The 14,895-nt window shown below is 50.6% G+C and carries 11 protein-coding genes, 1 tRNA gene and 1 pseudogene; 11 read left to right on the forward strand and 2 right to left on the reverse strand.

Annotation, left to right across the window (positions count from 1 at the left end):
• Nucleotides 1-186 precede the first annotated feature (186 nt).
• From ACTHSP_RS11165 to ACTHSP_RS11200, 8 genes and pseudogenes are all read left to right on the forward strand, one after another.
• Nucleotides 187-2,202: a prolyl oligopeptidase family serine peptidase gene (locus ACTHSP_RS11165; protein ID WP_440346108.1), complete on the forward strand. Its 2,016-nt coding sequence runs from the start codon at nucleotides 187-189 to the stop codon at nucleotides 2,200-2,202.
• A 168-nt stretch (nucleotides 2,203-2,370) separates the two neighbouring features.
• Nucleotides 2,371-4,314: pseudogene (locus ACTHSP_RS11170) on the forward strand (site-specific DNA-methyltransferase).
• 10 nt (nucleotides 4,315-4,324) lie between these two features.
• Nucleotides 4,325-6,958 (forward strand): restriction endonuclease, encoded by a 2,634-nt coding sequence (locus ACTHSP_RS11175; protein WP_371464941.1) that lies wholly within the window; start codon nucleotides 4,325-4,327, stop codon nucleotides 6,956-6,958.
• Between the two features lie 289 nt (nucleotides 6,959-7,247).
• Nucleotides 7,248-7,484 carry an acyl carrier protein gene (acpP, locus tag ACTHSP_RS11180; RefSeq protein ID WP_003679644.1) on the forward strand — a complete coding sequence of 79 codons (237 nt, stop codon included), beginning with the start codon at nucleotides 7,248-7,250 and terminating at the stop codon, nucleotides 7,482-7,484.
• A 162-nt stretch (nucleotides 7,485-7,646) separates the two neighbouring features.
• The gene (gene fabF / locus ACTHSP_RS11185) at nucleotides 7,647-8,894 is read left to right on the forward strand and encodes a beta-ketoacyl-ACP synthase II (protein ID WP_049351312.1); all 1,248 of its coding nucleotides are present in this window, start codon (nucleotides 7,647-7,649) and stop codon (nucleotides 8,892-8,894) included.
• 181 nt (nucleotides 8,895-9,075) lie between these two features.
• Nucleotides 9,076-9,768, forward strand: a complete 693-nt coding sequence (locus tag ACTHSP_RS11190; protein ID WP_049351302.1) for a hypothetical protein — start codon at nucleotides 9,076-9,078, stop codon at nucleotides 9,766-9,768.
• A gap of 141 nt (nucleotides 9,769-9,909) precedes the next feature.
• On the forward strand, nucleotides 9,910-10,797 hold the full coding sequence (locus tag ACTHSP_RS11195) for a homocysteine S-methyltransferase family protein (RefSeq protein WP_049351301.1): 888 nt from the start codon (nucleotides 9,910-9,912) through the stop codon (nucleotides 10,795-10,797).
• Between the two features lie 98 nt (nucleotides 10,798-10,895).
• The gene (locus ACTHSP_RS11200; RefSeq protein ID WP_049351300.1) at nucleotides 10,896-12,326 is read left to right on the forward strand and encodes a basic amino acid/polyamine antiporter; all 1,431 of its coding nucleotides are present in this window, start codon (nucleotides 10,896-10,898) and stop codon (nucleotides 12,324-12,326) included.
• Nucleotides 12,327-12,391: 65 nt separating this feature from the next.
• Here ACTHSP_RS11200 and ACTHSP_RS11205 read toward each other — a convergent pair whose 3' ends face one another.
• A complete protein-coding gene (locus ACTHSP_RS11205) occupies nucleotides 12,392-12,721 on the reverse strand; it encodes a rhodanese-like domain-containing protein (RefSeq protein WP_003679997.1) in 330 nt (109 codons plus the stop codon).
• A gap of 52 nt (nucleotides 12,722-12,773) precedes the next feature.
• Nucleotides 12,774-13,430 (reverse strand): protein-L-isoaspartate O-methyltransferase family protein, encoded by a 657-nt coding sequence (locus ACTHSP_RS11210; RefSeq protein WP_049351299.1) that lies wholly within the window; start codon nucleotides 13,428-13,430, stop codon nucleotides 12,774-12,776.
• Between the two features lie 182 nt (nucleotides 13,431-13,612).
• On the opposite strand from ACTHSP_RS11210, the gene tpiA reads away from it, so the two are divergent.
• From tpiA to ACTHSP_RS11225, 3 genes are all read left to right on the forward strand, one after another.
• Nucleotides 13,613-14,386, forward strand: a complete 774-nt coding sequence (tpiA, locus tag ACTHSP_RS11215; protein WP_049351298.1) for a triose-phosphate isomerase — start codon at nucleotides 13,613-13,615, stop codon at nucleotides 14,384-14,386.
• Between the two features lie 7 nt (nucleotides 14,387-14,393).
• Nucleotides 14,394-14,753 (forward strand): preprotein translocase subunit SecG, encoded by a 360-nt coding sequence (secG, locus tag ACTHSP_RS11220; protein ID WP_049351297.1) that lies wholly within the window; start codon nucleotides 14,394-14,396, stop codon nucleotides 14,751-14,753.
• Between the two features lie 15 nt (nucleotides 14,754-14,768).
• Nucleotides 14,769-14,854 (forward strand) — tRNA-Leu (locus tag ACTHSP_RS11225).
• The last annotated feature ends 41 nt before the right edge of the window (nucleotides 14,855-14,895 follow it).

A 14,895-nucleotide genomic window follows, 5' to 3' on the forward strand; every position in this document is an offset into this window, starting at 1 on the left:
GGCAGCTATGTCCGCACCCAGCCGCAAGACGGCGAGCCTGCGTTTGGTTTGCAGGAAGGTTTGTGGAAAATATACGGACGTTAAGTTGAATAATGTCTCAGGCCGTCAGAAACGCAGGTTTCAGACGGCCTTTTTTGATTTTACCGTTATAATTCCGTTTCCCAATCTTTCAGACGGCCTTTTCCTATGAAATCTTACCCCGATTCCTATCTTCATTTTGAAAACCTCGAATCTCCCGAAACGCAAGATTTTGCCGCTGCAGCGCATGCCGAAACGCGCGCCCGTTTTTTAGAAAATGACAAGGCGCGCGCATTGTCCGACGGCATTTTGGCACAGTTGCAGGATACGCGGCAGATTCCGTTTTGTCAGGAACACCGCGCGCGGATGTACCATTTCCATCAGGACGCGGAGTATCCGAAGGGCGTGTACCGCGTATGTACCGCAGCGACTTACCGTTCCGGCTATCCCGAGTGGAAAATCCTGTTTTCGGTGGCGGATTTCGACGAGCTGCTCGGCGACGATGTGTATCTGGGTGGGTTGTCGCACTTGGTGGAGCAGCCCAACCGCGCGCTGTTGACTTTAAGCAAATCGGGCGGCGATACGGCTTATACGCTGGAAGTGGATTTGGAAGCGGGCGGGCTGGTTGAGGGCGGCTTTCATTTTCCGGCGGGGAAAAACCATGTGTCGTGGCGCGATGAAAACAGCGTGTGGGTGTGTCCGGCTTGGGACGAGCGGCAGTTGACCGAATCGGGCTATCCGCGCGAGGTCTGGCTGGTGGAGCGCGGCAAGAGTTTCGAGGAAAGCCTGCCGGTGTACCAAATCGGCGAAGACGGGATGATGGTGAACGCGTGGCGTTACCTTGATCCGCAGGGTTCGCCGATTGATTTGATTGAAGCGTCGGACGGTTTTTATACCAAGACGTATTTGCAGGTGTCGGCCGAAGGCGAGGCGAAACCGTTGAACCTGCCCAACGATTGCGACGTGGTCGGCTATCTGGCGGGGTATCTTTTGCTGACGCTGCGCAAAGACTGGAATCGTGCGAACCAAAGCTATCCGAGCGGCGCGCTGGTGGCGGTGAAGCTGAATCGGGGCGAACTCGGGGCGGCGCAGCTTTTGTTTGCGCCCGATGAAACGCAGGCATTGGAAAGCGTGGAAACGACCAAGCGTTTTGTGGTGGCGAGCCTGCTGGAGAACGTACAAGGCCGTCTGAAAGCATGGCGCTTTACCGACGGCAAATGGCAGGAAGTCGAACTGCCGCGCCTGCCTTCGGGCGCGCTGGAAATGACCGACCAGCCGTGGGGCGGCGACGTGGTTTACCTTGCCGCCAGTGATTTCACTACGCCACTGACGCTGTTTGCGCTGGATTTGAACGTGATGGAACTGACCGTCATGCGCCGTCAGCCGCAGCAGTTTGATTCAGACGGCATCAACGTGCAGCAGTTTTGGACGACTTCGGCCGACGGCGAGCGCATTCCTTATTTCCACGTCGGCAAAAACGCCACGCCCGACACGCCGACTTTGGTTTATGCATACGGCGGTTTCGGCATTCCCGAATTGCCGCATTATCTGGGTAGCGTCGGCAAATATTGGCTGGAAGAGGGCAATGCCTTCGTATTGGCAAACATCCGCGGCGGCGGCGAATTTGGTCCGCGTTGGCATCAGGCGGCGCAGGGAATCAGCAAACACAAAAGCGTTGATGATTTATTGGCAGTCGTGCGCGATTTGTCCGAACGCGGCATGAGTTCGCCCAAACACATCGGTTTGCAGGGCGGCAGCAACGGCGGCCTGATTACCGCCGCCGCCTTCGTGCTCGAGCCGCAAAGTATCGGCGCACTGGTGTGCGAAGTGCCGCTGACCGACATGATCCGTTATCCGCTGCTGTCCGCCGGTTCAAGCTGGACGGACGAATACGGCAATCCGCAAAAATACGAAGTCTGCAAACGCTGGCTGGGCGAATTGTCGCCGTATCACAATCTTTCAGACGGCATCGATTATCCGCCTGCGCTCATTACCACCAGCCTCAGCGACGACCGCGTCCATCCTGCCCACGCGCTCAAGTTCTACGCCAAACTGCGCGAAACCTCCGCGCAATCTTGGCTCTACTCGCCTGACGGCGGCGGCCATACCGGCAACGGCACCCAACGCGAATCCGCCGACGAACTCGCCTGCGTCTTGCTGTTTTTGAAAGAGTTTTTGGGGTAGAAGCAAGCAGCAGGACTGACTGTTTCGTAAAGTTGAGAGACAAAATACTCTTGTTTCGGCAAGTGAAAAGAAGGCCGTCTGAAAAACGAATATTAAAGTTTTCCAGACGGCCTTCTTTTCTTTTAACTTTCAACATATCCCGATAAAATGGACACTTTGTAAGTAATCATTGATGGAAGACGCAATTATGGCAACCGAACCGAACCGAACCGAACCGAACCGAACCGAACCGAAATTATACACGATTTAGAAAATAATTTCAAACAAAACAACATATTAAAACTCAAACAACTCTTTCCCGAAGTCTTTTGTGAAGACCAAATCGACTTTGAGAAGCTCAAACTCGTCCTCGGAGCAGAAAACCTTGCTGGTGCGGGCGAACGTTATCAACTGGATTGGGCGGGCAAAACCGCCGCCTATCTCAACCTGCAAAGCCCCACTTCCCGCACCCTCGTTCCCTGCAAAGAAGAATCCGCAGATTTCGACGGCACGCAAAACGTGTTTATCGAAGCCGAAAACCTCGAAGCACTGAAAATCCTGCAAAAATCCTACGCCGGCAGCGTGAAGATGATTTACATTGACCCGCCCTACAATACCGGCAACGATTCCTTTATCTATCCCGACAAATTCTCCGAAAGCCGCGATGAATACGCCCGACGCGTGGGCGATACCGACGACGCGGGCTACCTGAAACGCGACGGCGTATTCCAAGGCGCGTGGCGCAAAAACGGCAAAGACAGCGGCCATTACCACAGCAACTGGCTCTCCATGATGCTGCCGCGCCTGCATCTGGCGAAAACCCTGCTGCGCGAAGACGGCGTGATTTTTATCAGTATTGACGACAACGAACAGGCGCAGTTGAAATTGTTGTGTGATGAAGTGTTTGGGGCGGAGAATTTTGTGTCAAATATTATATGGGAGAAGAGGTATACCAGAAGTAACAACGCCCGCATGTTCACAACATTAACGGAGCAGATAGTTTGCTACAGGAAATCTGATAACTTACAGGAGTTAAAAGAGCCTAGAAATGAAAAAGCAGATTCCACTTATACCAATCCAGATAATGACCCAAGAGGAGTATGGACAAGCGTATCTTGTGTTAACCCAGCAACAAAGGAACAACGCCCGAATTTATCATATGAAATACAAAATCCACACACGGGAGAAGTCATTACACACCCAACAAATGCATGGAAATTTGAGCATTCAAAATATTTATCCTATCAGGAAGATAACAGACTGTATTGGGGAAAAAATGGAGAAAACAAATATCCACGCTTAAAGAAATTTCTCACAGAGATGGATGGCGGAATGGTGCCAGTTGATTTATGGAAACATGATGAAACAGGAACAACAGATGCTGCCAGCAAAGAGTTGGAATCCATGATTGGTAAAGGAATATTTACTTTTCCGAAACCTCCTTCATTAATCAAAAGGATGCTTAAAATTGCATCAAATAAAAAAGATTCAATTATATTAGACTTCTTCACCGGCTCCGGCACTACCGCCCATGCCGTGATGCAGCTTAACGCCGAAGACGGCGGCAGCCGCCGTTTTATCTGCGTCCAGCTCCCCGAAGAAACCGACGAAAAATCCGAAGCACGCAAGGCGGGTTTCGACACGATTGCCGAAATTGCCAAAGAACGCATCCGCCGCGCGGGCAGGCAGATTTCAGACGGCCTTCAAGACGGATCGGAAATAGATACGGGCTTTAAAGTCTTCAAACTTGCCGAAAGCGGTTTCAAACAATGGCGGCAGCCCGGACAAGCCGATACGGAAGCCCTGTAACGCGAATTGTCGTTGAATATCGATTCCGTGCTGTCTGAAACGTCGTCTGAAAACCTGCTCTACGAATTGATGCTGCGTATGGGCTTGAAGCTGACTTGCAAGGTTTCGTTTTCAGACGGCGTATGTTTCGTGGAAGACGAGGATACGGGCGGGCTATACGCTTTCCTGCTGGAACGCGTGGATCAAGGTTTGATTGATGCGGTACTGGAGAAGCACCCCGTCAAGGTGGCGGTTTTGGACAGGCTATTCGACGGCGACGACGCGCTTAAAAGCAATACCGTATTGCAGATGAAGGACGCGGGCGTGATGTTCGAGTGCGTGTAGGGAGAAAACGATGGAATTGAAATTTGAAGAACTGCCCTATCAGCTTGATGCGGTAAATGCCGTTGCGAATCTTTTTGCAGGGCAGCCGAACCATGCCCGGACATTTGATTTGACCAGTCAGGGGATGGGGCGGTTTGTCGGCAACGGCTTGGATTTGGATTGGGAAACGCTAGGCCGGAATTTGAATGCGGTACAAAAGCAAAACGGACAGTCTGAAACGGAAATCGGCGAGCACGGGCTGAATTTTTCTCTGGAAATGGAAACGGGTACGGGCAAAACCTATGTCTATCTGCGCACGATTTATGAATTAAACCGCCGCTACGGCTGGAAGAAATTTGTCATTGTCGTACCGAGCGTACCGATACGCGAAGGCGTGTTAAAAAGCCTGGAAATTATGAAGGCGCATTTTGACGGGGTGTTTGGCAGGCCCGTGATGCGTTATGCGGAATATTCAAGCGGCCGGCTGTCGGACTTACGCGCTTTTGCGGTAAACGACCATATCGAGATTTTAGTGATCAACATCCAGTCGTTTGAAAAAGATGGAAACGTTATCAATAAGGTAAACGAAAGCGGGGAAGCGCCGATTAAGTTTGTTCAGGAAACGTGTCCCATCGTCATTATCGACGAGCCGCAGAATATGGAAACGGAAGGCCGTCTGAACGCCTTGGCATCGCTCAATCCGCTCTTTACCCTGCGCTATTCGGCAACGCATAAAAAACCGTACCACAAGGTTTACAGCCTGAATCCCGTGCAGGCATACAATTTGAAGCTGGTAAAGCAAATCGAAGTTTTGCCGGTATTGGCGGAAAACGATGTGAACGGTGCATTTGCGGAGCTGCTGGAAGTAAAGCAGGCGGCCAAAGGCCGTCTGAAAGCCGATTTGAACATTCATTATCAGAATAAAAAGGAAACCAAGAAGAAAAAGGTGTCCGTCAAATCGGGAGACGATTTGTTTGAAAAATCAGGCGGCAACGAAGCCTACCGCCACGGTTTCATCATTGACGGCATGGATTTCGAGAATCAGGAATTGGCGTTCTCAAGCGGTAAAACCATTACGCGCGGCGGCGACGGCAATGCGGTGCGAGATGAAATCATGAAAAACCAAATCCGCGAAACGGTAAGGGAGCATTTGGCGAAGGAGAAACGTCTGAATCCGCTGGGGATTAAGGTGTTGTCGCTGTTCTTCATCGACCGCGTGGAGAATTACCGTGCGGCAGACGGAACAGCAGGCAAGTTTGCCCTTTGGTTTGAAGAAATCTATCGGGAGCTTGCAGGCAGCGCCGATACGGCGGGCGTACACGGCGGCTATTTCTCGCAAGACAAGAAAGGCCGTCTGAAAAACACCGACGGTACAACTCAGGCGGACAACGATACCTACCGCCTCATTATGCGCGACAAGGAAACCCTGCTTTCCTTCGGCAGCCCGCTGCGCTTTATCTTTTCCCATTCCGCGCTGAAAGAAGGCTGGGACAACCCCAATGTATTCCAAATCTGCACGCTCAACGAAACCCGCTCGCCGCTGAAAAAGCGGCAGGAAATCGGGCGCGGGCTGCGTATAGCCGTCAATCAGGAAGGACGGCGCGTGCGCGATGAAAAAGTGAATGTGCTAACCGTGGTTCCGAACGAAAGCTACGAATCGTTTGCTGCCAACCTGCAAAAGGAATACGAAGACGAATGCGGCATTACCTTCGCCGCCGAAAACATCAAGGACGGCAACAAAAAGAAAAAACAGCTATTCCGCAAAGATTTCCCGCTCGACCCCGAATTTCAGGCAATTTGGGACAGGTTGAAATACAAAACGCGCTACCGCGTGCACTTCGATACGGAAGAACTCATCAAACAGGCTTCGGCGGCAGTGGCAGGCCTGCCTGAAATCCAAAAGCCGAAAATCCGCATCCGCAAGGCGCAATTAAAACAATCCCAAACCTACGGTATCGAAACAGTCGAAATTGCCAGCCGCAGCCGCGACATGGACGTTCAATGGGAAATCCCGGACATACTCGGCGAGATCCAAAGAAAAACAGGGCTGACGCGGCGCACAGTGTACGAAATCATTACACAGTCAGGCCGTCTGAAAGATGTAGCTGGTAATCCGCAACGCTTCATCGACCTTGCCGCCGAAGCGGTAAACCGCAGCTTGTACGCGTTGATGGCGGCAGGAATCGAGTATGAGCAAACCGGAGAAGTGTACGACCAAAAGCTGTTGGCAGACATGGAGCGTGAAGGCATCGAGTTTTATGAAAACAGCTTTACGTTCAAAGTCGGAAAACCGCAAAAAACCATTTGCGAAAACTATATCCCTTTGGATTCCGGCACGGAACAAGCCTTTGCTCAAAATTGCGAGGATTATGATGCGAAAAATGAAGGCGGCGTGGCGTTTTACTTCAAACTGCCCGGCTGGTTCAAGATCCCGACCCCGCTGGGCAACTACAATCCCGATTGGGCGGTGGTAAAACAGGTTCAGGACAAAGTGTATTTCGTTGCAGAAACCAAAAATACCGGCAAAGGCATTCAGGCTGGTGTGGATACGGACAAACTACGCCAAAATGAGAAGCTGAAAATCGAATGCGGCAAGCGGCATTTTGCGGCATTGGACGGGCTGGAATATCGTGAGACGGATGATGTGGGCAGTTTGGAAAAATAATTGGAGGAAATATTTGAAATTGCATTAAAGCCGTTTGAGAAGCCGAAATTAGGATTTTCAGATGGCCACGATTTACGATAATCAAACTTAACTCTATGATATCAAATAAAAACAATTTCCTGCTTGTAGGTTAAAATCAGCCTATGCTAATATGCGCAACAACAGGTTTTTACTGAATAATCTGTGCTAAAATGCAGGATTAGATGGAAAACTCTATCCGAATTCGGTACAATACCGACGAATTATTTCTCTTAAACAACCTGCCGCAAGGCGAAAAGGAACGACTGATATGTCAAACATCGAACAACAAGTTAAGAAAATTGTTGCTGAACAACTGGGCGTAAACGAAGCCGAAGTGAAAAACGAATCTTCTTTCCAAGACGATTTGGGTGCTGACTCTCTGGACACCGTAGAACTGGTGATGGCTTTGGAAGAAGCTTTCGGCTGCGAAATCCCTGACGAAGACGCTGAAAAAATCACTACCGTACAATTGGCTATCGACTACATCAACGCCCACCAAGGCTAATCGGTCGCACCAAACATCCAGCCTCTGCTGCGCCATCGCAATAGAGGCTTTTACCTTATTATTAAACCCCTGAAATTTCAGACGGCATGAGTTTTGCCCGTTTTCACGAAGAAAATGAGCAAGGCTGCCGCGAAAATCCCGACAACCAACAGCGAGATTATCATGAGTCAGAGAAGAGTAGTCATCACAGGTCTTGGCCAAGTATCACCGGTCGGCAACGACGTCGCCACCGCATGGAGCAATTTGCTCGCAGGCAAAAGCGGCATCGGACGGATTACCCGCTTTGACGCATCCGACATCAACAGCCAAATCGCCGGCGAAGTGCGCGATTTCGACATCGGCCAATACATCAGCGCGAAAGAAGCACGCCGTATGGACGTGTTCATCCACTACGGTATTGCCGCCGCCCTGCAAGCCATCAATGATTCAGGCTTGGACGATTTGGAAACCCTCGACAAAGACCGCGTCGGTGTCAACATCGGCTCCGGTATCGGTGGTCTGCCGAGCATTGAAGCGACCGGAAAAGCTGTGATCGAAGGTGGTGCGCGCAAAATCAATCCTTTCTTTATCCCAGGCTCGCTGATTAACCTGATTTCCGGCCACGTAACCATTCTCAAAGGCTACCGCGGACCCAGCTACGGCATGGTTTCCGCTTGTACCACCGGCGCGCACTCCATCGGCGACTCCGCCCGCCTAATTAAATACGGCGACGCAGACGTTATGATTGCAGGTGGCGCGGAAGGCGCGATCAGCACTTTGGGCGTTGGCGGTTTTGCTGCCATGAAGGCACTTTCCACCCGTAACGACGATCCTGCTACCGCTTCCCGTCCGTGGGACAAAGGCCGTGACGGTTTCGTTATCGGCGAAGGCGCTGGCGTGCTGGTGTTGGAAGAATTGGAACACGCGAAAAAACGCGGTGCGAAAATTTACGCCGAAATCGTCGGCTTCGGTATGAGCTCCGATGCCTACCACATTACCGCGCCTAACGAAGAAGGCCCTGCATTGGCGGTTACTCGCGCCCTGAAAGATGCCGGCCTGAATCCTGAAGACGTAGATTACGTCAACGCACACGGTACATCGACTCCTTTGGGCGATGCCAACGAAACCAAAGCCATCAAATGCGCTTTGGGTGATCATGCGCGCAAAGTCATCGTTAACTCTACCAAGTCTATGACCGGCCACTTGCTCGGCGCGGCTGGCGGCGTGGAAGCGTTGTACAGCGTATTGGCAGTACACGAGCAAAAATCTCCACCTACCATCAACATCTTTGAACAAGACGTTGAAGCCGGTTGCGATCTGGACTACTGCGCCAACGAAGCGCGCGACGCGAAAATCGACGTTGCCATCTCCAATTCCTTCGGCTTTGGCGGTACCAACGGCACATTGGTATTCAAACGCTTTACAGGCTGATAGAAGGTTTTAAGCAAATTGAAAAGGCCGTCTGAAACTGGTTTTCAGACGGCCTTTTTTATTTTAAAAGCCAAATACTCTTGATAATCTATATCATTTATATAAAAATACCGATTCCTATCAATATTGCCCGGATTTTATCGGGTAATCAACCCAATTACATTTTTATCAGGAGTCTGCAATGAAAACCATCCGTATTCTGGCATTGGCCGCCGCACTGGCTGCCGTACCTGCATTTGCGTCTGATTTCGGCCATGAACAGGCATTGACCATAGACGGCAAGCCCGCCCATCTGGCAGAAACTTCAGCCCGTATTTTGGCAAACGAAACCCTGACTGCGCCGCAACTGGTCGAAGACATTACCGATGGATTCGGTTCGAAAAAAATTCCAGGTTATAAATTGATGATTATGGGCCGCACTTATTCGGTGGCGGCGGAAACCAAACCGCCGAAAGAGGGCCAAACTCAGTGGCGGGACAATACGTTCATTCATCGCGGCGTAAAACTGTTTGTCGGTATTCCGGTCAAAAATGGCAAGATGGATTTGGCATCTGCCCGGTTGATTAATATCGGCGTGGTTGACGACAACGGTGGTGCTGCGCCTCATGATGAGGGTGAAAAAATCCGCCCCGTCGGCAAACAGCTGATGTCTCCCGATACCAAAGTGGAAAATGTGAAACTTAATATTGCCAAACTGACGTTGCCAAATATGAAATTAGGCGAGACCAGTGGCGGTGGTGTGAAATTGGAAGCATCGGCAACATTGGACGGTAAACCGATACAGACCAAAATCGACAGCACTTTCTCCCGCTTCTATTCCGCCAAACCGGCAGCTACACGGCCATTTATGGCAGATGCACGGTTTGTGAAATAATCGCAAAGGCCGTCTGAAACCCAGTTTCAGACGGCCTTTTATATGCCAAAACTGCATAAGTTTAGTTCTTTATAGATTAAAGGTAAGGAGTTAAAAAAGCGTAGAATGGCGATTTTAAAAAATCATCATTGGAGGTCGATCATGACGGTAACGATTTTAGACGGTGGAATGGGGCGTGAACTGCATCGGCGCGGCGCACCGTTTCGTCAGCCGGAATGGTCTGCTTTGGCTTTGATGGAAGCGCCGGATATTGTGCGTGAAACGCATTTGGACTTTCTTCGAGCAGGCGCACAAGTAGTTACGACCAACAGCTATGCGCTTGTTCCGTTTCATATCGGGCAGGAGCGCTTTGATGCTCAAGCTGCCGAATGGGCAAGGCAGGCCGGCCGTTTGGCGCGTGAAGCGGTGGAACAAAGCGGGACTACTGCAAAAGTGGCCGCAAGCCTGCCGCCGTTGTTCGGTTCTTACCGCCCTGACTTGTTTGACAAACAAGTCGCACCTGCTTTGGCGCGCCCTTTAATATCGGGTTTGATGCCGTTTGCTGATATTTGGTTGGCAGAAACCGTATCCAGCTTGGAAGAAGCGCGTTTCTGGCGCAGCAGTCTGCCCGAGGACGGTAAACCGTTTTGGGTGTCGTTTACTTTGGAAGATACGATGCCGCATGATGTACCGGTGTTGCGTTCGGGAGAAAACGTGCACGAGGCGGCGGATTTCGCGGTAGAGATAGGTGCGGCGGCAATGTTGTTCAATTGCAGTCAGCCTGAAGTGATGGCGGAAGCTTTGAAAGTGGCACATGAAGCCCAAGGCCGTCTGAAACTGGGTGTTTACGCCAATGCATTTGAGCCGGTACAAGGACAGATGAACGAGGCCAACGATGGTTTGGATCCGATTCGTGCCGATGCTACGCCGGAAAATTATTTGGCGTGGGCGAGACAATGGGCGGATTTGGGTGCTGAAATCATCGGCGGGTGCTGCGGTATCGCACCTGAACATATCCGTGCGTTGGCGCAAGGATTTAAGGCCGTCTGAAAGTGGTCGCATAATATTTTGATACGGTTAGAACAGGCTAAAAAAGCCGGTAATGCCGTTGCTTCACAAACACATAATTATAAAAATCAGGAATAAACATGTCGCAAAAATCTCAAATCGGCTTGGCCGCGCTGACGGCCTTGGTTATCAGTTCCATGATTGGTTCGGGTATTTTCAGCCTGCCGCAGAATATGGCTGCCGTCGCAGGTTCGCAGGCTTTGCTGCTGGGTTGGCTGATTACCGGTGTGGGCATTATCTTTCTCGGTCTGTCATTTTCGGCCTTGTCCAAACTTAAGCCCGAATTGGACGGCGGTATTTATACGTACGCCCGCGACGGCTTCGGCGATTTGATGGGTTTTTTCTCGGCGTGGGGCTATTGGCTTTGCACTACGGTCGGTATTGTCGGCTATTTGGTGGTTGCGTTTGAAGCAGTAGGCGGATTTGTCGATACGCCGGACAACGTGATTTTCGGTAAAGGCAACACATTTGCCGCTTTTGTCGGTGAATCGGTAATTGTGTGGCTGATTTACTGGTTGGTAGTGCGCGGTATTAAAGAAGCGGCAGGAGTGAACCTGATTGCGACAGCAGTCAAAGTATTTCCGCTGATTTTATTTATCGGTATGGCAGCCTATTTCTTTCAAACCGAAGTGTTTATGTCCGATTGGACAGGGGCGAGCCTTGCTACGCCTGAAAATCCTGATGTCAGCCTGATGACGCAGGTGAAAAACACAATGCTGATTACGCTGTGGGTGTTTACCGGTATTGAGGGTGCGGCGGTTTTGTCCAAGCATGCGCGAAGTCGTGCTGATGTCGGTCGAGCAACCATTATCGGAGTCAGCTTGACGCTGGCAATGTATGTGGCAATTACCGTCTTGGCTCAAGGCATTTTGCCTCGTGTGGATATTGCAGCAATGGCTAATCCGTCTATGGCGGGCGTGTTGGCGCACATGGTCGGCCCTTGGGGTAAAGTGCTGATTTCTTCTTGCCTGATTGTGTCTGTGCTGTCGTCTTATTTAAGCTGGACGCTGTATGCGACCGAGGTTCCGCACATGGGTGCGAGAAACGGCGCATTTCCAAAATCGTTTATCCCGTTGAATAAAAACGAAGTGCCGCAGGGTTCGTTGATGTTTACCACCTTGACCGTGCAGGTTTGCCTATTGCTGGTGTGGTTAAAAGGCGAGGATTATTCTGCCTTGCTGATGGTATCGACTTCCATGATTTTGATACCGTATCTGTTAATTGGTGCATATCTGCTCAAATTATCGCTGACACAAAAGGCTGCGGCAAAATACCGTCTTATCGGCGCGGCAGCAACGCTTTATGCGGCTTGGATTGTCTATGCGGCAGGCACGGAATATTTGCTGCTTTCAGTCTTGCTCTATTTGCCCGGCGTATTGCTGTTTCTCTATTCGCAAAAGAAACACTACGGAAGTTGTCAGTTCAACCGTATGGAAAAAGCCGTATTGGTATTGCTGTTGATTTTGGCTGTGCCGGCCGTACAGCAGTTTGTCGCTAGCTTGCAAGCGTAAGCAGAAAGGTTTGAAAAGGCCGTCTGAAATCCAGTTTCAGACGGCCTTTTATTGATAAAACCGATTCAATATCGCATCATTTTGCTGTCTACCTGCATTGCCCAAGCATCGATACCGCCTTGCAGGTTGTAGAGGTTTTCAAATCCGGCGTCTTCTAAATACATTGCCGTGTGCAGGCTGCGGATGCCGTGGTGGCAGTAAACGACAATGGGTAAATCGTCGTCGGGCAGCTCGTTTTGACGCAGGGGGATGAGGTTCATCGGGATATGAATGGCGGCGGGCAGGGTGCAGATGGCGCGTTCTTCATCGGTGCGGACGTCGAGCAGATGAAATGCGCGGCCTTCGTCCTGCCATTGTTTCAATTCGGTGGGCGAGAGTTGGATAATGTCGGTCATAGGGTTGGGTATAAAAGTATGAGGCCGTCTGAACTTTCAGACGGCCTGTTGTTTAAAAATCGAAATCGCCGAACGGATTGGCCGATTTATCTTCCAAGTGGGCTACGACGGTGTCGAACAATACCTTTTCGGAAAACTCGTTGCCGTTGCGCGTCAGCAAAAGCGCGTGTTGTACCGGTTTGCGGCCGACGATGACCACCATACGGCCGCCGTCTTTCAGTTGCTCTTTCAGAATTTCAGGCACGCTGTCTACTGCGCCGCCCACATAAATCGCATCAAAAGGAGCGCCTTGCGATGCTTCGGTCAGGCCGTTGTTTTGCACATAATCGACGTTGGTAAAGCCCAATTCGTCCAAAACTTTTTTGGCGCGTTGCTGCTGATCGGCATCGATGTCGTCGGTCACGACTTTACCGGCCAGTTTGGACAGCAGGGCGGTTGCATAGCCTGAGCCTGTACCGATTTCTAAGACAGTTTCGTCTTTTTTCAGTTTCAAACCTTGAGCCAGGCGGGCAACGACTTTGGGTTCCAACATCTTATGACCGTTGGCCAGTGGCAGCTCCATATCCGCATAGGCCAAACCTTGAAAAGCCTCGCCGACAAAATGTTCGCGCTCGATCTCCTCCAAAGCATCCAAAATGTCGAAGTCCAAGACATCCCACGGACGAATCTGCTGTTCAACCATATTGAAACGCGCTTTTTCAAAGTCCATATTTGTGCTCCGTTCAATTCTTAATTTTATCGAAGCATACATTATAAATCCTTGTCGGAGAGTGTGCCATCTTTCAGACGGCCCAGAGGCTCGTTAATAATTGCCAAGCGCACATATATCCACTAAACTTTGACATTACACGACGCTACAGCAAGCAACAACCAACACACGGAGCAATAAAGATGTATCACCAAATCGGAATGTGGGATCAAAAATGGGTTATCGGCAACTGGAAAATGAACGGCCGACTCCAAAACAACAATGCGCTTATGCACCGCTTCCGTGTCATGCCAACCGCAGAACGCGTGTTAATCGGTCTGGCTGCTCCGACCGTTTATCTGTTGCAACTGCACAACGCCATGCAGATTGTTTTGAACAACCGTATCTTGACCTGTGCGCAAGACGTGAGCCGTTTCCCGAATAACGGCGCGTACACCGGCGAAGTGTCCGCCGAAATGCTTGCCGACATCGGTACTGACATCGTCCTCATCGGCCACTCCGAGCGCAGCCTTTATTTCGGCGAGAAAAACGAAATCCAACGCCGCAAAATGGAAAACGTCCTCAACGTCGGCCTGATTCCATTGTTGTGTGTCGGTGAAAGCCTGGAAGAACGCGAAGCCGGCAAAGAACACGAAGTCATTACCCACCAGCTTTCCATCCTACAAGGTTTGAACACCAAAAACATCGCCGTTGCCTACGAGCCGGTTTGGGCGATCGGTACAGGCAAAGTCGCCACTGTCGAACAAATCGCCGACATGCACGCATTTATCTACAAAGAAATCTTGTCTTTGTGCGGAAGCGATGTTAAAATCCGCGTTCTTTACGGCGGAAGTGTGAAAGCGGATAACGCGGCCGACATCTTCGCAGTACCTCATGTAGACGGCGCATTGGTTGGTGGCGCGTCATTATCATATGACTCCTTTACCGCCATCATCAACGCAGCACAAGCCTCGTAGAAAACATATGGAAGCCTTTAAAACCCTTATCTGGATCATTAATATTATTTCCGCTTTAGCCGTAATCGTGTTAGTATTGTTGCAACACGGTAAAGGCGCGGATGCCGGCGCAACGTTCGGTTCCGGCAGCGGTAGCGCGCAAGGCGTATTCGGTTCTGCCGGTAATGCCAACTTCTTGAGCCGCTCAACTGCTATTGCCGCAACATTTTTCTTTGCGACCTGCATGGCGATGGTGTATATTCACACCCACTCCAGTAAGCACGGTTTAGACTTCAGCGATGTGAAGCAGAGCCAGCAAGCTCCTAAGCCTGCAACGCCTGCACAAAACAATACAACTCCTGTTGCACCGAATCCTCAGCAGCAGTAAGGCAATTTGATTTATGCCGACATGGTGGAATTGGTAGACACGCTATCTTGAGGGGGTAGTGGCCATAGGCTGTGCGAGTTCAAATCTCGCTGTCGGCACCACATTAGAAAATCTAACCGCTTTTTAGCGGTTATTTTTTCGT

The organism is Neisseria sp. P0001.S005, from assembly GCF_051963715.1.